Origin of the sequence: Nocardia speluncae NBRC 108251, from assembly GCF_001613245.1 — a bacterium.
GTDB classification, from domain to species: Bacteria; Actinomycetota; Actinomycetes; order Mycobacteriales; family Mycobacteriaceae; genus Nocardia; species Nocardia speluncae.
The window spans coordinates 624,187-645,896 of the sequence record NZ_BDBZ01000002.1 but is presented as its reverse complement, the minus strand read 5'-3'; the positions used below and the strand labels follow the sequence as shown (position 1 = coordinate 645,896).

The window sequence follows — 21,710 nt, the reverse complement described above, 5'->3', positions numbered from 1 at the left end:
GTGTCTCCTCGTGTTCGACTGTCTTTGTGCTCGATGGTCTGCCGCAGGGAGCCTAGTGGGCCCGCGGCGTCGAAGCGTATCGGTCGGCCGATCGAAGTGGGCGGGACTCGGCGGCCGGGCGGAAAGCGTGCTTTACTAGCCGGGCGACAAGTAAGTAGTTGGAGGAGGTCATCGATGACCGGAACTTCTGCACCCGTCCCGACCGCCGGAGTGGCGATGACCGCCCTCGGTGTCGCGCTCATCCGGGTCCGGGAGACCGCGCGGCCCGACCGGCTCTACGCGGACCCGCTGGCCGGGGTTTTCCTCGCCGCTGCCCGGCCGGGGTTCGACGCCGACCGCTGGGGGCGCCTGGAGAAACTGGCCGAGCAGTTCTACGAGGGCCGCACCCTCGCGGTCAAAGCCGTCGACGAGCACATCCGGGAGGTCGCTGCGTCGGACTGCCCGCAGATCGTCCTGCTCGGTGCGGGCCTGGATACCAGGGCCTTCCGCCTCGACCTCCCGCCCGAGACCACGTTCTTCGAAGTGGACCTACCCGAGCTCTTCGACTTCAAAGAATCGGTCCTGGATGCCCATCGCGCGCACCCGATCTGTGCGCGCCGCGTGGTCGCCGCAGATCTGTGCGGCGACTGGGAGCGGGTACTGCTCGCACGGGGTTTCCGCGCCGATCTGCCGACCGCCTGGGTCGACGAGGGGGTACTGGGCTATGTGCCGCGCGCGGCGGCGTACGCGGTGGCCGAAACGGTCACGCGGCTCTCGGCGCCGGGTAGCCGGTTCGGGATGGGGCGGTTCCAGATCGCCGCAGCCGCACCGCAGTACCGTGCATTGCGCGAACTGGTTCTGGAGGCCCCGGGGGAGCCGCCGGTGAACGGGCTGGGTCCCGATGGCGAATCGTGGTTCGCCGCGCACGGCTGGAAGACGACGTTTCACGCCTGGGACGATCTCGTCGAACCCTACGGGCGTCCGGGTGTCATGGGTGGCGATCCGGCCGTCGGGCATGTTGTGGCAGTCCGCGGATAAGTGCCGCGTGAGGCAAGTGACCGTGTTCACAGCGGTCGGCACCGTGCTGGTGAGTGGTCGCGCTCACAACCGGTTCAGCGCCCTCACCTGGCGAAAAGTGCCGTCTACGGGCTGATAGGCTGCTCGGCGTAAGACATCCTTTAACGGACCGTCCGGTGAGGCGGGGAAGGAGGTCGGTATGGCTGTGCCCGAAGAACGGGCCGCCACGTCCGGCGCTGCCGAGACGGCGTCACCTGTTGCGCGGCATACGCCGGAATGGGTGGCGGCGGGACGGGAACTGTTGTCCCCCTCCGATGTCGGCCGGACCATCGCGCGGATCGCGCATCAGATCATCGAACGTACCGCCCTCGATTCCGGCGAGACCGGGGCCCCGCGCGTAGTGCTTATCGGTATCCCGACCCGTGGGACGACGCTCGCCGCGCGGCTCACCGACAAGATCGAGGAATTCTCCGGTGTGCGCCCGGCCCTCGGTTCTCTCGATATCACGCTCTACCGCGACGACCTGCGCACCAAACCGCACCGCCCGCTGGAGCGGACGTCGGTGCCGGAGGGCGGGGTCGAGGACGCGCTGGTGGTTCTGGTCGACGATGTGCTCTTCTCCGGGCGCACCGTGCGGTCCGCGCTCGACGCGCTCCGCGATCTGGGCCGGCCGCGGGCCGTCCAACTGGCCGTCCTCGTCGATCGGGGACATCGGGAACTGCCGATACGCGCTGATTTCGTCGGTAAGAACGTGCCCACCGCGCGCGCCGAGGACGTTTCGGTACTGCTGAGTGAACACGACGGCCGCGACGGCGTCTTCCTGCATCAGGGGGAGGGACAGTGAGACACCTGCTGACGGTGGCCGATCTGGACCGCGCGGCCGCCGACGCGTTGCTCGACGAGGCGGAACGTTTCGAACAGGCACTGCTGGGCCGGGAAGTACACAAACTGCCCACCCTGCGCGGCCGCACGGTGATGACGGTCTTCTTCGAGAACTCGACCCGGACCCGCGTATCGTTCGAGGTCGCCGGGAAATGGATGAGCGCCGACGTGATCAATGTCAGTGCGAGCAGTTCCTCGGTCGCCAAGGGGGAATCGCTGCGCGATACCGCGCTCACCCTGCACGCTGCCGGAGCGGACGCGCTGATCGTGCGGCATCCCGCCTCCGGTGCGGCGCATCAGATCGCGCACTGGTTCGAGGACTGGTCACGGCGGTCGGGCAGTGCGGTGCCGGCGGTGATCAACGCCGGTGACGGTACGCACGAACATCCCACGCAAGCCCTGCTCGACGCGCTGACCCTGCGGCAGCGGCTCGGTGATATCGCCGGCCGGCGAGTGGTGATCGTCGGCGATATCCTGCACAGCCGGGTGGCACGGTCCAACGCTTTCCTGCTGTCCACTCTGGGGGCGGAAGTGGTGCTGGTGGCGCCGCGCACACTGCTGCCGGTGGGGGTCGAGGACTGGCCGGTGCGGGTCTCGGTGGATCTGGATTCCGAATTGCCCGGCGCCGATGCGGTGCTCATGCTGCGGGTCCAGGCGGAACGGATGAACGGCGGGTTCTTCCCCTCGGCGCGGGAGTACGCGGTGCGCTACGGACTGTCCGAACGGCGGGTCGCGCTGCTCGACGAGCATGCCGTGCTGCTGCATCCCGGGCCGATGCTGCGCGGTATGGAGATCGCGTCGTCGGTGGCGGATTCGCCGCGCGCCGCCGTATTGCAACAGGTGACGAATGGAGTCCATATGCGTATGGCGGTGCTGTTCCGCCTGCTGGTCGGAGTGCAGGAGGCCGCGGCGTGAGTGCGTCAGGCCCGGAGGAGGCAGTGCAGCGTAACCACGGAGGGCCCGCGCTCACGCCCGATGGGCACAGCGTGAGTGCGTCAGGCCCGGAGGAGGCAGCGCAGCGTAACCACGGAGGGCCCGCCAGTACTGGGTCCGGCACCGTTCTGATCACCGGGGTGCGGATCTACGGTGAAGGCGATCCGGTCGATGTGCTGATCGCCGGCGGGGTGATCCGGGAGATCGGGACCGGGCTGCGCGCGGACGCCGCCGAAATATTCGCCGGCGAGGGCCGGGTGCTGCTGCCCGGGTTCGTGGATTTGCATACGCATCTGCGCGAACCGGGCCGGGAAGACACCGAGACCATCGAATCCGGCTCGGCCGCCGCGGCGCTCGGCGGGTACACGGCGGTTTTCGCCATGGCCAACACCTCGCCGGTCGCCGATTCCCAGGTGATCACCGACCATGTGTGGCGGCGTGGCCAGGAGACCGGGCTCGTCGATGTGTATCCGGTAGGTGCGGTCACGGTCGGGCTCGCGGGTGAGCAGCTCGCCGAAATGGGCACCATGGCCACCGGCGTCGGCGCGGTCCGGATGTTCTCCGACGACGGACACTGTGTCCACGACCCGCTGATCATGCGCCGGGCCCTCGAATACGCGCGGTCGCTGGATGTGCTGATCGCTCAGCACGCCGAGGAACCGCGCCTGACCCGGGGTGCAGTTGCCCACGAGGGGCCGACGGCGGCGCGGCTGGGTCTGGCCGGTTGGCCGCGGGCCGCCGAAGAATCCATCGTGGCCCGGGATGCGCTACTGGCCCGGGACGCCGGAGCGCGGGTCCATATCTGCCATGCGTCGACGGCGGGCACGGTCGAGTTGGTGAAATGGGCCAAGGACCAGGGGATCGCGATCACCGCCGAAGTGACGCCGCATCATCTGCTGCTCACCGACGCCCGGCTGGAAACCTATGACGCGGTGAACAAAGTGAACCCGCCGCTGCGCGAGGGGTCGGATACCGAGTCCTTGCGGCAGGCGCTGGCCGCGGGGATCGTCGATTGTGTCGCCACCGATCACGCGCCTCATGCCGAACAGGACAAATGCTGCGAATTCGCGGCGGCCCGGCCCGGGATGCTCGGGTTGCAGACCGCGCTGTCGATCGTGGTGGAGACCATGGTGCGGCCCGGACTGCTGGACTGGCGCGGGGTGGCGCGCGTGATGAGCGAACGTCCCGCCGAAATCGTCGGACTCGACGATCAGGGGCGGCCGATCGAGGTGGGCGAACCGGCCAATCTCGTCCTGGTGGATCCGGACGCGACCTGGACGGTCGAGGGCCAACACCTCGCCAGTATCGCGAGCAATACGCCCTATCAATCGATGACCCTGCCCGGCCGGGTCATCGGCACACTGCTGCGCGGCCGGATCACCGCCCGCGATGGTGTCGCCGCCTCGCCGGGTGTACCGGGAGGAGGCCGCTGATGGAACGGGCACTATGGGTCATCCTCTGCGTCCTACTGTGGATACTGGCCGTGTACCTGATGTATCGGGGCTGGCGCAATCGGGCCGCCCGGCAGCAGGACCGGATCGGTGAACTACCGCCGGTGCCTGCCGAAACCGGGGCACAGGTGCTGGAACCCACCACCGGTCTCTATCTCGGAAGCACCATGGCGCCGAGCTGGCAGGACCGGATAGCGGTCGGTGATCTGGGCTACCGCGCAACCGCGGTACTGACCCGCTATGAGCACGGAATCCTGCTGGAACGCGAGGGCGCCGCCACGATCTGGATCCCGGAGCAATCCATCACCGCCATCCGGACCGAACGCGGGCACGCGGGCAAGGTGATGACCGAAGGCGGCGTCCTGGTGATCCGCTGGACCCTGCCGACCGGATCCGAAATCGACACCGGGTTCCGGGGCGACGACAAATCGGTGTATCCGGCCTGGGCGCGGGCAACGACGGGAGATGACGAATGACGACTACGACAGCAGCCGCGGCCCTGGTCCTCGAGGACGGGCGGATTTTCCGTGGCACCGCCTACGGCGCGGTCGGGCAGACCCTCGGTGAAGCGGTGTTCTGCACCGCCATGACCGGCTACCAGGAAACCCTCACCGACCCCAGCTACCACCGGCAGATCGTGGTGGCCACGGCCCCGCAGATCGGGAACACCGGCTGGAACGACGAGGACGACGAATCGCAACAGATCTGGGTTGCGGGCTACGCCGTGCGCGACCCTGCTCGCCGGCACTCCAACTGGCGCGCCACCGGGAGCCTGCCCGAGCAGCTGGAACAGCAGAGCGTCGTCGGTATCGCCGGGATCGACACCCGCGCGGTCGTGCGGCATCTGCGCAGCCGCGGGTCGATGAAGGCGGGGATCTTCTCCGGTGCCGCGCTGGCCGAACCCGCGGAACTGCTGGCCCGGGTCACCGGGCAGCCGTCGATGATCGGCGCCGACCTGGCCGGTGAGGTCAGCACCGACGAGATCTACACCGTCGAACCCGAAGGTGAGCCCCGGTTCACGGTGGTCGCGGTGGACCTCGGCATCAAATCCAACACCCCGCGCATGTTCGCCCAGCGCGGGATGCGGGTGCATGTGGTGCCGTCCTCGACGAGCCTGGACAAAATTGTGGAGCTGAAACCGGACGGCACGTTCCTGTCCAACGGCCCCGGCGACCCGGCGACCGCCGATACCGCCGTCGCCCTCACCCAGGGGCTGCTGGACAAAGGGCTACCGCTGTTCGGTATCTGCTTCGGTAACCAGATCCTGGGCCGTGCGCTCGGCCGCGGTACCTACAAGATGAAGTTCGGGCACCGGGGGATCAATATCCCGGTCGTCGAGCACGAGACCGGCCGCGTCTCGATCACCGCGCAGAACCACGGGTTCGCGCTGGAAGGTGAACGCGGCGAACAGTTCGACACTCCGTTCGGCAAGGCCGAGGTGAGCCATGTCTGCGCCAACGACGGCACGGTGGAAGGGGTGCGGCTGGTGGACGGTCGCGCCTTCTCCGTGCAATACCACCCGGAAGCGGCCGCCGGTCCCCATGACGCCGCGTACTTGTTCGACCGGTTCGCCGGTCTGATGAAGGGAGCCTGATGCCTCGCCGTACCGATCTCGAACATATTCTGGTCATCGGATCGGGTCCGATCGTCATCGGCCAGGCATGCGAGTTCGACTACTCGGGCACCCAGGCCTGCCGGGTACTGCGTTCGGAGGGCTTGCGGGTTTCGCTGGTGAACTCCAACCCGGCGACCATCATGACCGACCCGGAATTCGCCGATGCCACCTACGTCGAGCCGATCACGCCGGAATTCGTCGAAAAGGTCATCGAGAAGGAACGTCCCGATGCCCTGCTGGCCACGCTGGGCGGGCAGACCGCGCTGAACACCGCCGTTGCGCTGCACGAGCGCGGCGTGCTGGAGAAGTACGGGGTGGAGCTGATCGGCGCCGATTTCGATGCCATCCAGCGTGGTGAGGACCGGCAGAAGTTCAAGGACATCGTGGCGAGCGTCGGCGGTGAAAGCGCGCGTTCCAGGGTCTGCTACACCATGGACGACGTCCGGGAAACTGTCGCCGAGCTGGGTTTCCCGGTGGTCGTGCGGCCGTCGTTCACCATGGGTGGGCTCGGCTCCGGGTTGGCCTACAACGACGAGGACCTCGACCGGATCGCGGGCGGCGGACTGGCCGCCTCACCCACCGCGAACGTCCTCATCGAGGAATCCATCCTGGGCTGGAAAGAATACGAGCTCGAGCTGATGCGCGACGGCCGCGACAATGTCGTGATCGTCTGCTCTATCGAGAACGTGGACCCGATGGGCGTGCACACCGGCGATTCGATGACGGTGGCCCCTGCGCTGACCCTCACCGACCGTGAATACCAGAAGATGCGCGATCTCGGTATCGCCATCCTGCGCGAGGTCGGGGTCGACACCGGCGGCTGCAATATCCAGTTCGCAGTGGATCCCGCAGACGGCCGGCTCATTGTCATCGAGATGAACCCACGCGTTTCGCGGTCCTCGGCGCTGGCGTCCAAGGCCACCGGGTTCCCGATCGCGAAGATCGCGGCGAAACTCGCCATCGGTTACACGCTGGACGAGATCGTCAACGACATCACCAAGGAAACCCCCGCCAGCTTCGAACCGACCCTCGACTACGTCGTGGTGAAGGCGCCACGATTCGCGTTCGAGAAGTTCCCGGGCGCCGACCCGACTCTCACCACCACCATGAAATCGGTGGGCGAGGCGATGTCGCTGGGTCGCAACTTCACCGAAGCCCTCGGTAAAGTGCTGCGCTCGCTGGAAACCAAGGCGACCGGTTTCTGGACCGCCGAAGACGGGAAATGGGCGCCGGCGTCCACGGACCAGGCGGATATCGATGCCGCGATCGAGGCGATCCTGACGGATCTGCGGACCCCCACCGAAGGCCGTATCTACCAGGTGGAGCGGGCCCTGCGGTTCGGTGCGGGTGTCGAAGCGGTCGCCGCGGCCTCCGGTATCGACCCGTGGTTCGTCGCCGAGATCGCCGGGCTGGTGGATTTGCGTCGTGAACTGCTCGACACCGCGGTGCTCGACGAGTCACTGCTGCGCCGGGCCAAGTACTACGGCCTGTCCGACCGGCAGGTCGCCGCCCTGCGGCCGGAACTGGCCGGGGAGGGCGGGGTACGGGCGCTGCGGCACCGGCTCGGGGTACGGCCGGTGTTCAAAACCGTGGACACCTGCGCCGCCGAATTCGAGGCCAAGACGCCGTACCACTACTCGGCCTACGAACTCGACCCGGAAGCCGAATCCGAGGTCGCCCCGCAGCCGGATCGCGAGAAGGTGATCATCCTCGGCTCCGGCCCGAACCGGATCGGACAGGGGATCGAATTCGATTACTCCTGCGTGCACGCCGCGCAGACGCTGTCGGCCGCCGGATACGAGACGGTGATGGTCAACTGCAACCCGGAGACCGTCTCCACCGACTACGACACCGCCGACCGGCTCTACTTCGAACCGCTCACGTTCGAAGATGTGCTCGAGGTGTACCACGCGGAATCCGAATCGGGCACGGTCGCGGGCGTGATCGTGCAGCTCGGCGGACAGACCCCGCTGGGTCTGGCGGAGCAGCTCACCACCGCGGGGGTGCCGGTGGTCGGCACCAGCGCCGCCGCCATCGACCTCGCCGAGGACCGCGGGGAATTCGGTGACGTCCTGGTCGCGGCCGGGCTACCCGCTCCCAAGTACGGCACCGCCACCACCTTCGAGCATGCTCGCAAGATCGCCGCCGATATCGGCTATCCGGTGTTGGTGCGGCCGTCCTATGTGCTCGGCGGCCGCGGTATGGAGATCGTCTACGACGAGGATTCGCTCGAAGGCTATATCTCCCGCGCCACCGAACTCAGCCCGCAACATCCGGTGCTGGTGGACCGTTTCCTGGAAGACGCCATCGAGATCGACGTCGACGCGCTCTGTGACGGCGAGGAAGTGTTCCTCGGCGGGGTCATGGAACATATCGAAGAAGCCGGTATCCATTCCGGTGATTCCGCCTGCGCGCTCCCACCGATCACGCTGGGCCGCAGCGATATCGAAGCGGTACGCCGCTCCACCATCGCGCTGGCCGAAGGGATCGGCGTCAAAGGACTGCTGAACGTGCAGTACGCGCTCAAGGACGATGTCCTCTATGTGCTCGAGGCCAATCCGCGCGCCAGCCGCACCGTCCCGTTCGTCTCCAAGGCCACCGCGGTACCGCTGGCCAAGGCGGCGGCCCGGATCATGCTGGGTGCCACCATCGCCGAACTGCGGGCCGAGGGCATGCTGCCTGCCGGCGACGGCGGGCACGTTCCGCTGGACGCACCGGTCGCGGTGAAAGAGGCGGTGCTGCAGTTCCATCGGTTCCGTGGCCCGGACGGCAGCCAGGTCGATTCGCTGCTCTCACCGGAGATGAAATCCACCGGCGAGGTCATGGGTATCGACACCGATTTCGGGACCGCGTTCGCCAAGAGCCAGTCCGCCGCTTACGGTTCGCTGCCGACCGAGGGGACCGTTTTCGTCTCGGTCGCCAACCGCGACAAACGCGCCATGGTGTTCCCGGTGAAACGGCTCCACGACCTCGGCTTCCGGATTCTGGCGACCGCGGGAACCGCCGAAATGCTGCGCCGCAACGGTATCCCCTGTGAAGAAGTTCGCAAGCATTCCGATCCGGTACCCACGGCCGATAACGACCAGGTGCCCGCGGCGTCCATCGTGGAGCAGATCCGCGACGGCGAAGTCGATATGGTGATCAATACGCCCTACGGCAATTCCGGGCCCCGCGTGGACGGCTACGAGATCCGCAGCGCCGCAGTGGGTGTGAGTATCCCCTGCATCACCACCGTGCAGGGTGCCGCGGCGGCGGTCCAGGGTATCGAGGCCAGTATTGCCGGCGGCCTCGGCGTGCGCTCCCTGCAGGAACTGCATTCGGCGTTGCGTGGCTGAGGACGCGGCGATGACAACCACCTTCGGCGTGCGCCTGGCCGCGGCCAAGCGCACGCACGGGCCGATCTGCGTCGGGATCGACCCGCATCCCGCACTGCTCGACGCCTGGGGCCTGCCGGACGATGCGAACGGCCTGGAAACCTTCGCCGAGATCTGCGTGGAAGCCTTCGACGGGATGGCGGCAGTGGTCAAACCACAGGTCGCGTTTTTCGAGGCCTACGGCTCGGCGGGAATCGCGGTGCTCGAACGCACCATCGAGGTGCTGCGCGGCTCCGGCACCCTGGTTCTCGCCGACGCCAAACGCGGCGATATCGGCTCCACCATGGCCGCCTACGCCCGCACCTGGCTCGGTGACGGGCGGTTGGGCGCGGATGCGGTGACGGTTTCGCCCTATCTCGGATTCGGTGCCCTGCAACCCGCGCTGGACCTGGCCCGTGCCAACGGGCGTGGTGTTTTCGTCCTGGCCGCCACCTCGAATCCGGAGGCGGCCGAGGTGCAGCGGGCCGTGGTGGACGGGCGCACCCTCGCCCAGACCGTTGTCGACGCCGCCGCGGAAACCAACCGGGGGACAGAACCGGGTTCGGTCGGGGTGGTGGTGGGCGCCACGCTCACCGAGATCCCCGACCTCAGCGCATTGAACGGGCCTGTTCTCCTGCCCGGGGTCGGCGCCCAGGGCGGCACCGCGGCGGCGGTTCGCGCACTGCTCCCGGAACCGGTGTGGCCGGCGGCGGTTCCGAATGTCTCGCGAGATGTGCTCGGCGCAGGGCCTTCGGTGCCGGCGCTGCGTGACCGGCTGGCGGCTTTCCAGGAGGAGTTCGCCTTCCTGCGTTGATCGGCGCTCTGCGGGCGGAAATCACTTCAGGGCTATCGGCCCGAGTGTGCGGGGGTAGCAGGCCGTCGACGTCGTGTGTGGACCTGTCTACGAGGTGCTGTCGTCGGCGTTGCCCCGCCGCCGGCGGCCTGCACGCATTGAAGTGCAGGGGGCGGCCGGCTGTGGACGAACGGATGCGGTCCGTTCGCGGCCGGACAGTTGCGGCGCTCCGCCGGGACAGGTACATGCGCCCGCATCCGGCTCTGTGCGTTCGGCACATCTTCCCTCGCGCCGGCTCGCTCCCGTAATCTTTCACTGACGGGTTCTGCACTGCGGTCACCGGCCTCCGGCGGCGCGGCTCTCGATAGTTCGCCGGCGGCGCCCTTCGCGAGGTGCCCAAGGGGTGGCCGGAGGGCGCTGAAGTACCGCGCGGAGGGGGGCGAATGCTCCGGCGGCGCAGCTGCCGCAAAAAAATCCAGAAAATTCCTGGTAGGGCGGCTGGGAGGTAGCCAGGCTGTGGATAAGTCCGGTGGCTATCGCGCCGCAACCCGGCGCGCGGCGCCAAAATGCCCTGCTGAAAAGGTATTTCGTGGTAGGCGCGATGGTCGTACGGGTATGGGCAAGCGGGGATGCGGGACCGGGGGCAAGGGCGTGTTACGGGGTCCGATTCATGCCCTGACCTGGGGGGTGGGTTCGCAATCCGAGAGCGTCGTGGGTACGGTCGCTGAGACTGCCGGGTAGTTCGGCAGGTTTTGATGCAGAACGATGAGACGGAGGAACCGTGGCCCTTCCCCAGCTGACTGATGAGCAGCGCGCCGCTGCTCTGGAGAAGGCGGCTGCCGCTCGCCGTGCTCGGGCGGAGCTCAAGGATCGCCTGAAGCGCGGCGGCACCGACTTGAAAGAGGTCCTCGGCCAGGCCGAGACCGATGAGATCATCGGTAAGATGAAGGTGCGCGCACTGTTGGAAGCCCTGCCCAAGGTCGGCAAGGTCAAGGCAGAGGAGATCATGAACGAGCTCGAGATCGCTCCGACCCGACGGTTGCGTGGTCTCGGCGATCGGCAGCGCAAAGCGCTGCTCGCCAAATTCGACCTCGGCGCCTGACAGCCTCGGTGATCGAGAACATGACGAAGGGTCGGCTGGTTGTACTGGTCGGCCCCTCGGCCGTGGGCAAGTCCACCGTGGTGCGCTGTGTCCGCGAACGGCTGCCGGAACTGGTTTTCAGCGTGTCGGCGACCACTCGGGACCCGCGTCCCGGCGAGGTCGACGGCCGCGATTACCGGTTCGTCAGCCGGGCCGAGTTCGATGCGATGATCGCCGCCGGCGATCTGCTCGAATGGGCGGATATCCACGGTGGGTTACAGCGATCGGGGACCCCGGCCGTGCCGGTGCGGGCCGCCCTTTCCGAAGGGCTGCCGGTGCTGATCGAGGTCGACCTCGAGGGTGCGCGTTCGATCCGGCAAGTGATGCCCGAGGCAGTCCTGGTGTTCCTCGCTCCGCCCAGCTGGGCGGAGCTGGAGAACCGGCTCCGCGGTCGTGGCACCGAATCTCCTGAGGTGATCGAACGCCGGCTGGCGACCGCACGGGTGGAATTGGCCGCACGTGACGAGTTCGACACCGTGATCGTGAACGACACCGTGACCAGCGCCTGTGCGCAGTTGGTATCGTTGTTCGTCAGCACGAATTCCAATTCGTAGCCGGATACGCCCGGCCCAGCCGCCGCGTACCCGAGCCCCCGACCCCGCAGGAGCTTCCTCAGTGAGCAGTACGGATATCGCCGCGCCCGCCTACGACACTCCGATCGGCCTCACCAACCCGCCGATCGACGAACTGCTGGACCGCACCTCGTCCAAGTACGCGCTGGTGATCTACGCCGCCAAACGTGCCCGCCAGATCAACGACTACTACAACCAGCTCGGCGACGGCATCCTCGAATACGTCGGCCCGCTGGTCGAGCCGCTGCCGCAGGAGAAGCCGCTGTCCGTGGCGATGCGGGAGATCCACAGCGATCTGCTCGAGCACACCGAAGGCGAATGATCCGGTAGTTTCCGGGTGAACGGCCGATAGGGCAGGAGGCGCGCAATGGCGCGGGTAGTTGTCGGGGTGGGCGGCGGTATCGCCGCGTACAAGGCGTGCGCGCTGGTGCGGCGGTTCACCGAGACCGGCCACAGTGTGCGGGTGATCCCCACCGAGGCGGCATTGCAGTTCGTCGGCAAGGCGACTTTCGAGGCGCTGTCCGGCCATCCGGTGCATACCGGGGTGTTCGCCGATGTGCCCGAGGTCCCGCACGTGCGGCTGGGGCAGGAAGCCGAGCTGGTCGTTATCGCCCCGGCCACGGCCGATCTGATGGCCCGTGCCGCACAGGGCCGCGCCGACGATCTGCTGACCGCGACTCTGCTCACCGCCCGATGTCCGGTGCTGTTCGCGCCGGCCATGCATACCGAGATGTGGGAGCACGCGGCGACTGTGGCGAATGTGGCCGCGTTGCGCGCGCACGGCGCGACGGTGATGGAACCCGCGTCGGGCCGGCTCACCGGTACCGATACCGGTCCGGGCCGCCTACCGGAACCCGAGGAGATCTTCGGGCTGGCGTCCCTGCTGCTGGAGCGCGCCGATGCCGTACCACGAGATCTGGCCGGTAAACGGGTCGTGATCACCGCTGGTGGCACCCGCGAACCGCTGGACCCGGTGCGTTTCCTGGGTAACCGCAGTTCCGGTAAACAGGGCTATGCGCTGGCCCGGGTGGCCGCTCAGCGTGGTGCGCAGGTGACGCTGATCGCCGGGAACACCATCGAGATGGCGCCGCCCGCCGCCGTGGAGCTGGTGCACATCACGACCGCCGACCAGCTCAAGACCGCCGTCGAAAAACACGCACTGGGTGCGGACGCGGTGATCATGGCCGCCGCCGTGGCCGATTTCCGGCCCACGTCTGTCGCCGGGGCCAAGATCAAAAAGGGCAAGGACGAACCCGACAGCATCGCGCTGTCGCGGACCGAGGATATCCTTGCGGGCCTGGTCCAGGCGCGGCGCGAAGGTCAGCTACCCGGTACCGCCATCGTCGGATTCGCTGCCGAAACCGGCGACGAGGACGGCGATGTGATCACCTATGCTCGGGCCAAGCTCGCCCGGAAGGGCTGTGACCTGCTGGTTGTCAATGCCGTAGGGGACGGTAAGGCATTCGAGGTGGATACCAACGACGGCTGGCTGCTCGGCGCCGACGGCAGCGAACAGGCCCTGGATCACGGGTCCAAGGCATTGCTGGCCAGCCGTGTCCTCGATGCCCTGGGCCCGCTCCTGCGCGAGCAGGCCAGATCCGGTAGCGGCGCGTAGCCACGCCGCTGAATTCCCTCCCGTGTCGACGACCGCTCGGGCCTTGATCGGCCCGGCGGAGAATCGACTCATCGCGATCCGAACTCTTGCCGCGAGCGTCGGCGCCCCGTACTGGTTGTGCTGCCGTTGCGGCGGGGTGTCCGCCGTGACTGTTCCGGCAGACGGGGCCCCGGACCGGAAACCCGTCCGGTGTGGTGTCCGGAACCACAAACCGGCCGCGCGTTCTAATAGTCTGGGAGTCCAGGGTCACGACCGGAGCCGTGCGCTACGGTCCATATCCGGGACACGAGTAACCGTTGAGGAAGAAGGAAACTGTGCGCACGTCCGGTAGCCGGCTATTCACCAGTGAGTCCGTGACCGAGGGTCACCCGGACAAAATCTGTGATGCCATCAGCGATTCCATCCTCGACTCCCTGCTCGCCCAGGATCCGCGCAGCCGGGTCGCCGTGGAAACCCTCGTGACCACCGGTCAGGTGCATGTCGCGGGCGAGGTCACCACCGAGGCGTACGCGGATATTCCGCATATCGTCCGGGACAAGATCCTGGAGATCGGATACGACTCCTCGGCAAAGGGGTTCGACGGCAATTCCTGCGGCGTCAATATCGCGATCGGTTCCCAGTCGCCGGATATCGCCCAGGGTGTCGACACCTCGCACGAGGCGCGGGTGGGCGGTTCCGGGGACGAGATCGAACAGCAGGGTGCCGGTGATCAGGGCCTGATGTTCGGTTACGCCAACACCGACACCCCGGAGCTGATGCCGCTGCCGATCGCCCTGGCGCACCGGTTGTCCCGCAAGCTCACCGAGGTCCGCAAAACCGGTGTGCTGCCGTATCTGCGGCCCGACGGTAAAACCCAGGTCACCATCGAATACGAGGGCGATCGCGCGGTCCGGCTGGACACCGTGGTCGTCTCCACGCAGCATGCCGCCGATATCGACCTGGACAATCTGCTGGCACCCGATATTCGAGAGAAAGTCGTCGAGGCCGTATTGGCCGATATCGCCATCCCGGATCTGGACACCTCCGATATCCGGCTGCTGGTCAATCCGACCGGCAAGTTCGTCCTCGGCGGTCCGATGGGCGATGCGGGACTCACCGGGCGCAAGATCATCGTCGACACCTACGGGGGGATGGCCCGCCATGGTGGTGGCGCGTTCTCCGGTAAGGACCCCTCCAAGGTCGACCGTTCGGCCGCCTACGCCATGCGCTGGGTCGCCAAGAACGTGGTCGCCGCCGGTCTGGCGGAGAAGGTCGAGGTCCAGGTGGCGTACGCGATCGGGAAGGCGGCGCCTGTCGGCCTGTTCGTGGAGACCTTCGGCACCGAGAAGACCGATCCGGCCCAGATCTCGGCCGCCATCACCGAAGTGTTCGATCTACGTCCCGGCGCCATCATCCGTGATCTGGACCTGCTGCGCCCGATCTACGCGCCGACCGCGGCCTACGGGCATTTCGGCCGCACAGATATCGATCTGCCCTGGGAGCGTACGGATCGCGCGGAGAAACTGCGCGCCGCCGCCGGGCAGTAGGTCCGCGTTCCGCGTGCCGCAACCTGCCGCCGACACCCCCGGAGACATCGAGTCGCCGGGGGTGTCGGCTGCTTCGGCGGGACGGGGCCGAGCCGAGAAATCTTCCCGTCCTGGCCGGCAACCCGTATCGCATCCGATCGCCCGGGTGCTTCCCCTGCTCACCCCGGCCCATCTCGACCGCGATTTCGACTATCTGGTGCCGCCGGAACTGGACGAGATCGCCCGGCCGGGAGTGCGGGTCCGGGTGCGTTTCGCCGGGCGGCTCGTGGACGGCTATCTGTTGTCGCGGCATACCGAGACCGGCCATCCCGGGAAGCTGGTGCGGCTGGAACGGGTGGTGTCGGCAGAACAAGTACTCACCCCGGAGATCCTTCGGCTCGCCACAACCGTGGCCGCCCGGTGCGCCGGCACCCGCGCCGACGTCCTGCGTTTGGCGATACCGCCCCGGCACGCGCGAGTGGAAAACGGTGGCGCCGGGAAGAAGGAATCGGGTGGAGCTGTCCCGGCGGCGGCGCCTGGCAGCACCGACCGACCGGCAGTGACAGGACAGGCCGCCGGGGAAGCGGGCGCGGTCGGGCCCGAGCCGGCGCCGGCGGGTGACCGGCCGGTATCGGCAGGTACCGGACACACGGTGCTCGGTGCCCACGTGTCCTCTGACGGTGCTCCGGAATCGGCCGGTGTCGAGCAAACGCCGGTCGACGGCCGGCCGGCCTCGGAAGGTATCGCGGGGACGTTGGACGGTGGCGATCGGTCGCTGGCCCGACCCGGGGTTGCCGTCGCGACGGACGCGGACCGGCGGCAGGCCCCGGAGGGCCGAGAATACGGCGATCGAGGGTCGGAGCTCGGACGGCTCCATGCCAGTGCCGCGTCGAGCGCTTCGCCGGCCGGGCCTTCGGTACCACTCGAAACGCGAGTCGCCCACGATCCCTCGGGGGTGACAGGCCCAGGTGCTGGTGATCCACGGCATGCGGCCGCATCGACGGAGATGCCGGGTTCGGCACACCGGGGCCCGGGCGCCCCTCCCGAGGACAGTGGGGCAATACCCGGTGGCGGACGATCAGCTGCCGATCCGGAGGCCGGCCCCGGAACCGTTCCGGCCGACGTCGACCTCTCGGCCTGGCAGCGGTATCGGCACGGGGAATCGTTTCTCACCGCAGTTGCCGGGCGCAAAGGTGTGCGCGCCGCGTGGCAGGCGCTGCCGGGTGAGGACTGGGCACGCCGGCTCGCCGAACTGGCGGCCGTCGTGGTGGCCGGTGGACGCAGCGCAATTCTGATGGTGCCCGACCAGCGCGACCTGGACCGGGTGCTGCGCGAATGCGAATCGCTGGTCGGGGATTCGGCGGCCGGGCTCTCGGCGGGGCTGGGTCCGGCAGCACGATATCGGCGCTGGTTGGCAGTCCTGCGTGGGACCGCACGCGTGGTGGTCGGCACCCGCAGCGCCGTTTTCGCGCCGGCCGCCGATCTGGGGCTCATCGCGATCTGGGACGACGGTGACGACACCTACGCCGAACCTCGGTCCCCGTATCCGCACGCCCGGGAAGTGGCGATGCTGCGGGCGCACGAGACCGGAGCAGCGTTCGTGGCCGCCGGTTTCGCGCGGACTGCGGAGGTCCAGGCGGTGGTGGAGTCGGGCTGGGCGCACGATCTTCTCGCCGACCGCGCCACGGTACGGGCGGCCTCGCCCCGGATCGGCGCGCCGGGGGATTCGGACGCGGCACTCGACCGCGACCCCATCGCGCGCGCGGTCCGGATTCCGGGTGCCGCCTTCGCCGCTGCCCGCCAGGCACTCGCCGCGGGGGAGGGCGTGCTGGTGCAGGTACCCCGCCGCGGGTATGTCCCGGCTCTGGCCTGCACCAAATGCCGCACCCCCGCCCGCTGCCGGCAGTGTGTGGGCCCGCTGTCGCTACCGGAGGACGGTCCCGCGGATCCCGCCGCGCAGGTCGCCCACAGTCCGGTGTGCCGGTGGTGCGGGCGGACCGAGGCCGCGTTTCGCTGTCCCGGCTGCGGTGGCCGGGTGCTGCGCGCCGTGGTCATCGGCGTTGCCCGGACGGCGGAGGAACTGGGCCGGGCATTTCCCGGGGTGCCGATTCGGGGGTCGAGCGGCGCCGCGATGCTCGACACAGTTGAACCGGGACCGCAGGTTGTGGTGGCCACCGTCGGCGCCGAACCACTGCTACCCGGTGGTTACGGGGTCGGTTTGCTGCTGGACGGATGGGCGCTGCTGGGCCGTGCCGATCTCCGTGCCGCCGAGGACACCCTGCGCCGCTGGCTGGGTGCCGCCGCCCTGGTGAAACCCGCGGGCCGGGTATTGGTGATGGCGGATCCGGGTGTGCCGACCGTGCAGGCGCTGCTGCGGTGGGACCCGGCCGGGCATGCGGGCGCCGAACTCGCCCAGCGCACGGAGGTCGGGTTCCCGCCCGCGGTCCGGATGGCCGCGATCGACGGGACTCCCGATGCGGTTGCCGAGCTACTCGCGGTGACCGAACTTCCCGGCGCCGCCGAAGTGCTGGGCCCGGTACCGCTGCCCGGCACCGCGCGTAAACCGTCGGGCCGCCGCACCGACGACGACCGTGGTGAACCGGTGGAGGTCGAGCGGGTGCTGTTACGCGTCCCCCGGTCGCAGGGCGGTGCGCTGGCACGGGCGCTGACCGCGGCGCAGGCCGTCCGCAGTAGTCAGCGGACGGAGACTTCGGCGCGCGTGCAGATCGACCCCTTGGAAATCGGCTGATCTGTATTCGCCGATGACGGGGTGTCCTACAACCCTCTGTCGTCGCAGGTGGGTCGCGGCCGCCTCCTCGGGCCGCGCGGCGGTACACCTGTTCCGGGGTGTCGGAGCCTCCTGAATTTTCCGCCCGGCCGTCCCGGTGCTGGTTCGGAGTATCTACGGACCAGCGCGGCCACCATATATCGAACACCCGTCCTCGTCTGCCTGCTTCAGCTCAGACGTCGCCGCGTGCCGTGACCAGCGTATGGGATGTGAGAACTGGCAGCACCCTGCTGTCGTCCGATGCGCCCGGCAGCGCGCGGGTGAATTGACTACAGGCGGCCTGTACCTGCCGTGATGGGCCGATGATGTCACCTTAGGGGTTGCGCTGGATACATTGTCGATATATCGTCGATGTTATTCAAACAGATCGAGTAGCTCAGGAGGCTGCGATGGAAGACATGGAGAACACAGACTTTCGCAAGGAACGGCTCCGCTGGGCCCGGCGCCATCGTCCCGATATGGAACAGGGGCCCGGCCGCGGCGGTTTCCGGCACGGTGGCCCACCCGGTTTCGGTGGTCCGGGTTTCGGCGCGGGCTTCGGGCCCGGTTTCGGACCTGGATTCGGTCCGGGGTTCGGCCGTGGGCGGGGACGGGGCGGCCGCGGGCGGCGCGGGGATGTGCGGGCGGCAGTCCTGCTGCTGCTCACCGAACGTCCGATGCACGGTTACGAACTGATCCAGCAGATCCGGGAACGCAGCGAGGATCTGTGGCGCCCCAGCCCGGGATCGGTTTACCCCGCGCTGTCCCAGCTGGAGGACGAAGGCCTGATCACCATCGAGAAGGTCGCGGGCCGGAAGACCGCGCAACTGACCGAGACAGGCACCGCCTACGTCGCCGAACACCGGACCGAGCTCGGTGATCCGTGGGCCGAGGTCAAGGAAGGCGTCGGCGCCCACACCAACGATCTGCGTGCGCTGGTCCCGCCGCTCATGGGTGCGATCGCGCAGGTCGCGGGTGCCGGAACCCCGGAACAGGCGGCCAAGGCGGCCGATGTGCTCACCGAGGCACGCAAAGCGCTGTACCGCATCCTGGCCGGCGACGAGGGCGATACGAAGTAACGGGGTGATCAAGACCTCGGCCACCGGTTTTCCGTCGCGCCGGGAGGGTGGAAGATTATGTGGTGAAACGTTTTCAGTGGCGAGCCCGCCGGCGCGGCGGGCTCGGGCGGCGCATGCCGGCGATGGTCGCCGCACTGGCTGGGTCGGTGTTGCTCGGCACCGCCGCAGGCACCGCCCAGCCCGCCGGGTACCTCCCGCCGGTGGTACCCACCGAATGGGCGCCGCCGCAGGCCGACCACCTCGGCGCTGTGCTGTACATGAAGGACCATCCCGGCGCCGCACCCCGGGGAGTCAACGATTTCGGTTGTATCCCGGACGCGGCGCATCCGCGCCCGGTGATCCTGGCCCACGGTACCGACGCGAGCGCCTACACCGATTGGTCGGCCATCGGCCCCCGCCTGGTCGACGAGGGCTTCTGCGTTTTCGCACTCGACTACGGCGGTAAACCCGGCGCGACCAGTTTCGGCACCGAGGACATCGTGCTCAGCGCCCACCAGTTCGCGGCCTTCGTGGACCGGGTACAGGCCGCCACCCGGGCGCCTCGAGTGGATCTGGTGGGCTTCTCCCAGGGTGCCAATATGACCCGGTACTACATCAACAAGCTCGGCGGCGCGCCCGCTGTCGGCACTTGGGTCGGTCTCGCCTCTCCCACCTACGGCGGTGTCATGTACGGCTTGGCGCCGGTGGCGCAGCAGATACCCGGCGCGCTGACCGTGGCGGAGAAGACGATCTCGGTGGCGGCCGTGCAGCAGGCACAAGGGTCGCCGTTCATGCTGGAGCTCAATGCCGGCGGCGATACCGTCCCCGGCGTCCGGTACGTGACGGTCGGCAGCCGGGTCGACGAGATGATCCAGCCTTTCGGCAATATCGCACTGCGCGGGCAGGGGGTAGAAAACATCGTGATTCAGGATCGCTGCCCCGAGGATCTCACCGGACACTTCCACATGGTGTACGACCCGTTCGTGGCGCAACTGGTACTCGAGGTACTCGACCCGGACCGTGCGCCGGCCCCGGTCTGCCTGCCGGTCGCACTCGGCACCGGGATTCCGCAGGTGATCATCGGCGGAAATATCTGACGCAGGCCAGGGCGAACCGCTGACTGCTCCACAGAACGCGGCGCTGCCACGATGGGCGGCGCCGTCGAGCTTGCGAGCGGGAGTACCCCGGACGTGTCGGTAGGTGCGCGCGGCGACTTAGAATGGATTCTTTCTGCCCTGTCTCATGTCTCCGGGAGCCGACCTTGACCGTCCAGTCCGTCCGCCTGTTCGGCGATCCGATCTTGCGAGCCCGCGCAACCGAGGTCACCGAATTCGGCCCCGAACTGCGGCAGCTGGTGACCGACCTGACCGACACCATGTACGACGACGGTGGGGTGGGGATGGCCGCACCGCAGATCGGAGTCGGACTGCGGGTCTTCGTCTACGACACCCGGGACGCCCGTGGCCACCTGATCAACCCGGTCTGGACCGCTCTCGACGACGAGGAACAGATCGGCCCGGAGGGCTGCCTGTCGATACCGGGGGTCAATCACGACACCCGCCGGGCCATGCGGGTACGCGCGAGCGGGGTCGATATGACCGGTGCACCGCTCGAGCTCGAGGCCGAGGGGCTGCTGGCGCGCTGTGTCCAGCACGAAACCGACCACCTGGACGGCACTCTGTTCATCGACCGCCTGGATCCACCGGACCGCAAGCAGGCCATGCGCACCATCCGTGAGTCCGACTGGTTCACGGCCGGTATCACCATCCGGCCCAGTCGCGCGCTGGCCGAACGGGACCGCTGATGCGGATCGTCTTTGCCGGCACCCCTGACCCGGCCGTACCGTCACTGCGCAGGTTGATCGAATCGCGGCACGAGGTGATCGCCGTGGTCACCCGCCCGGACGCTGTCGCCGGTCGCGGGCGGAAAATGCAGCGCTCGCCGGTCGGGCAGCTCGCCGACGAATACGGTATCCCGGTCCTGACACCGCACAAACCGGCCGAACCCGAATTCGCCGAAGCACTCACGGAGCTCGCTCCGGACTGCTGCCCGGTGGTCGCCTACGGCGCGCTGCTGCCCGCGGAAATCCTCGATATCCCGCGCCACGGCTGGATCAACCTGCACTTCTCGCTGCTTCCGGCATGGCGCGGCGCGGCCCCTGTGCAGGCGGCTATCGCGGCGGGCGACGAGATCACCGGGGCCTCCACGTTCCGTATCGAAACAGGCTTGGACACCGGGCCGGTCTACGGCGTGGTAACCGAACGGATCGCCGTCACCGATACCGCCGCAGATCTGCTGGCCCGGCTGGCCGACAGCGGGGCGGCCCTGCTGGAACAGACACTGCACGGTGTGGAAGACGGGACGTTGCAGGCGATTCCGCAATCCACCGAGGGGGTGTCCTACGCGCCGAAGATCACTGTCGAGGCGGCGCAGGTGCGCTGGGATCAGCCCGCCCTCGCAGTCGGCCGCGCGATCCGGGCGGTGACACCGCTTCCCGGCGCCTGGACGACCGTGGCCGGTAACAGGCTCAAATTGGGCCCTGTGGAACTCGTCGAGGAGGCGCTGCCGGAACGGCAGATAGACGTACGCAAGACCGGTGTATACATCGGAACCGCAACCACTGCGGTGCGGCTGGACCGGGTGCAGCCGCAAGGTAAACGCATGATGGCGGCCCTGGACTGGGCTCGGGGTGCCCGCCTGGAGCCCGGCGCGGTGGTCGAATGACGGGCCCGGCCGGTGAGCGGGGGCGCGGCTTCCGGCGCCACCCGAAGCCCGATTCTGCGGACAACGGGGCAGGTGTGGATCGCGAATCGGGCGCAGACCGTGGCGCGGCGGGGCAGGGACCCCGGAACGCCCCCGATACCCGCTCGCACAACCGCCCCGGTGCCGGTCGCGGTCGCCCGGGTTCCTGGGATTCGCAGAGCGATGGGCGTGCAGACAAACGGGCGAAGGGTACGAAGGCTGGTGGTTCCCACCGGAGCGATACCAAAGACGGTGTCGGCCGGGGCGATTCCACGGCGGGAGACCGG

General features: G+C 68.3%; 18 protein-coding genes. All 18 read left to right on the top strand.

Going from position 1 to position 21,710, the window contains the following annotated elements; genetic code table 11:
* The first annotated feature begins 174 nt into the window (after positions 1-174).
* The 18 genes from NS6_RS05740 to fmt all read left to right on the top strand — a co-directional run bounded on the left by NS6_RS05740 (position 175) and on the right by fmt (position 21,405).
* Positions 175-1,017, top strand: coding sequence for an SAM-dependent methyltransferase (locus NS6_RS05740; protein ID WP_068037246.1), 843 nt, complete (start codon positions 175-177; stop codon positions 1,015-1,017).
* 178 nt (positions 1,018-1,195) lie between these two features.
* Positions 1,196-1,840 (top strand): bifunctional pyr operon transcriptional regulator/uracil phosphoribosyltransferase PyrR, encoded by a 645-nt coding sequence (pyrR, locus tag NS6_RS05735; protein WP_068037241.1) that lies wholly within the window; start codon positions 1,196-1,198, stop codon positions 1,838-1,840.
* On the top strand, positions 1,837-2,793 hold the full coding sequence (locus tag NS6_RS05730; RefSeq protein WP_068037239.1) for an aspartate carbamoyltransferase catalytic subunit: 957 nt from the start codon (positions 1,837-1,839) through the stop codon (positions 2,791-2,793). Before pyrR ends, NS6_RS05730 begins: the two co-directional genes overlap by 4 nt.
* Before the next feature lie 146 nt (positions 2,794-2,939).
* Positions 2,940-4,244, top strand: coding sequence for a dihydroorotase (locus NS6_RS05725; protein WP_068038093.1), 1,305 nt, complete (start codon positions 2,940-2,942; stop codon positions 4,242-4,244).
* Positions 4,244-4,738, top strand: coding sequence for a PH-like domain-containing protein (locus tag NS6_RS05720; RefSeq protein WP_068037236.1), 495 nt, complete (start codon positions 4,244-4,246; stop codon positions 4,736-4,738). The genes NS6_RS05725 and NS6_RS05720 overlap by 1 nt, the downstream gene beginning before the upstream one ends.
* Positions 4,735-5,856 carry a glutamine-hydrolyzing carbamoyl-phosphate synthase small subunit gene (carA, locus tag NS6_RS05715; protein WP_068037233.1) on the top strand — a complete coding sequence of 374 codons (1,122 nt, stop codon included), beginning with the start codon at positions 4,735-4,737 and terminating at the stop codon, positions 5,854-5,856. Before NS6_RS05720 ends, carA begins: the two co-directional genes overlap by 4 nt.
* Positions 5,856-9,212 carry a carbamoyl-phosphate synthase large subunit gene (carB, locus tag NS6_RS05710; RefSeq protein ID WP_068037230.1) on the top strand — a complete coding sequence of 1,119 codons (3,357 nt, stop codon included), beginning with the start codon at positions 5,856-5,858 and terminating at the stop codon, positions 9,210-9,212. The genes carA and carB overlap by 1 nt, the downstream gene beginning before the upstream one ends.
* Before the next feature lie 10 nt (positions 9,213-9,222).
* Positions 9,223-10,044 carry an orotidine-5'-phosphate decarboxylase gene (gene pyrF, locus NS6_RS05705; protein WP_068038089.1) on the top strand — a complete coding sequence of 274 codons (822 nt, stop codon included), beginning with the start codon at positions 9,223-9,225 and terminating at the stop codon, positions 10,042-10,044.
* 760 nt (positions 10,045-10,804) lie between these two features.
* The gene (mihF, locus tag NS6_RS05700) at positions 10,805-11,125 is read left to right on the top strand and encodes an integration host factor, actinobacterial type (protein WP_033241619.1); all 321 of its coding nucleotides are present in this window, start codon (positions 10,805-10,807) and stop codon (positions 11,123-11,125) included.
* 20 nt (positions 11,126-11,145) lie between these two features.
* The gene (gmk, locus tag NS6_RS05695; protein ID WP_068038086.1) at positions 11,146-11,718 is read left to right on the top strand and encodes a guanylate kinase; all 573 of its coding nucleotides are present in this window, start codon (positions 11,146-11,148) and stop codon (positions 11,716-11,718) included.
* 61 nt (positions 11,719-11,779) lie between these two features.
* Positions 11,780-12,058, top strand: coding sequence for a DNA-directed RNA polymerase subunit omega (rpoZ, locus tag NS6_RS05690; protein WP_068037227.1), 279 nt, complete (start codon positions 11,780-11,782; stop codon positions 12,056-12,058).
* 45 nt (positions 12,059-12,103) lie between these two features.
* Positions 12,104-13,351, top strand: coding sequence for a bifunctional phosphopantothenoylcysteine decarboxylase/phosphopantothenate--cysteine ligase CoaBC (gene coaBC / locus NS6_RS05685; RefSeq protein ID WP_068037224.1), 1,248 nt, complete (start codon positions 12,104-12,106; stop codon positions 13,349-13,351).
* Positions 13,352-13,665: 314 nt separating this feature from the next.
* The gene (gene metK / locus NS6_RS05680; protein WP_084470635.1) at positions 13,666-14,877 is read left to right on the top strand and encodes a methionine adenosyltransferase; all 1,212 of its coding nucleotides are present in this window, start codon (positions 13,666-13,668) and stop codon (positions 14,875-14,877) included.
* A 145-nt stretch (positions 14,878-15,022) separates the two neighbouring features.
* Positions 15,023-17,605 carry a primosomal protein N' family DNA-binding protein gene (locus NS6_RS35650; protein ID WP_371859301.1) on the top strand — a complete coding sequence of 861 codons (2,583 nt, stop codon included), beginning with the start codon at positions 15,023-15,025 and terminating at the stop codon, positions 17,603-17,605.
* A 428-nt stretch (positions 17,606-18,033) separates the two neighbouring features.
* On the top strand, positions 18,034-18,702 hold the full coding sequence (locus tag NS6_RS05670) for a PadR family transcriptional regulator (protein ID WP_068037219.1): 669 nt from the start codon (positions 18,034-18,036) through the stop codon (positions 18,700-18,702).
* 122 nt (positions 18,703-18,824) lie between these two features.
* Positions 18,825-19,778 (top strand): lipase family alpha/beta hydrolase, encoded by a 954-nt coding sequence (locus NS6_RS05665; protein ID WP_084470752.1) that lies wholly within the window; start codon positions 18,825-18,827, stop codon positions 19,776-19,778.
* A gap of 164 nt (positions 19,779-19,942) precedes the next feature.
* Entirely contained in the window at positions 19,943-20,485 is a 543-nt protein-coding gene (gene def / locus NS6_RS05660; protein ID WP_068037216.1) for a peptide deformylase, read from the top strand.
* Positions 20,485-21,405 carry a methionyl-tRNA formyltransferase gene (gene fmt / locus NS6_RS05655; protein WP_068037214.1) on the top strand — a complete coding sequence of 307 codons (921 nt, stop codon included), beginning with the start codon at positions 20,485-20,487 and terminating at the stop codon, positions 21,403-21,405. Before def ends, fmt begins: the two co-directional genes overlap by 1 nt.
* Positions 21,406-21,710 lie beyond the last annotated feature (305 nt).

Excerpts from the sequence above, each read along its gene's own strand:
- NS6_RS05740 (WP_068037246.1), top strand. The coding sequence starts at position 175 with ATGACCGGAACTTCTGCACCCGTCCCGACCGCCGGAGTGGCGATGACC.
- pyrR (WP_068037241.1), top strand. The coding sequence starts at position 1,196 with ATGGCTGTGCCCGAAGAACGGGCCGCCACGTCCGGCGCTGCCGAGACG.
- NS6_RS05720 (WP_068037236.1), top strand. The coding sequence starts at position 4,244 with ATGGAACGGGCACTATGGGTCATCCTCTGCGTCCTACTGTGGATACTG.
- carA (WP_068037233.1), top strand. The coding sequence starts at position 4,735 with ATGACGACTACGACAGCAGCCGCGGCCCTGGTCCTCGAGGACGGGCGG.
- carB (WP_068037230.1), top strand. The coding sequence starts at position 5,856 with ATGCCTCGCCGTACCGATCTCGAACATATTCTGGTCATCGGATCGGGT.
- pyrF (WP_068038089.1), top strand. The coding sequence starts at position 9,223 with ATGACAACCACCTTCGGCGTGCGCCTGGCCGCGGCCAAGCGCACGCAC.
- gmk (WP_068038086.1), top strand. The coding sequence starts at position 11,146 with ATGACGAAGGGTCGGCTGGTTGTACTGGTCGGCCCCTCGGCCGTGGGC.
- coaBC (WP_068037224.1), top strand. The coding sequence starts at position 12,104 with ATGGCGCGGGTAGTTGTCGGGGTGGGCGGCGGTATCGCCGCGTACAAG.
- NS6_RS05670 (WP_068037219.1), top strand. The coding sequence starts at position 18,034 with ATGGAAGACATGGAGAACACAGACTTTCGCAAGGAACGGCTCCGCTGG.
- NS6_RS05665 (WP_084470752.1), top strand. The coding sequence starts at position 18,825 with ATGGTCGCCGCACTGGCTGGGTCGGTGTTGCTCGGCACCGCCGCAGGC.
- fmt (WP_068037214.1), top strand. The coding sequence starts at position 20,485 with ATGCGGATCGTCTTTGCCGGCACCCCTGACCCGGCCGTACCGTCACTG.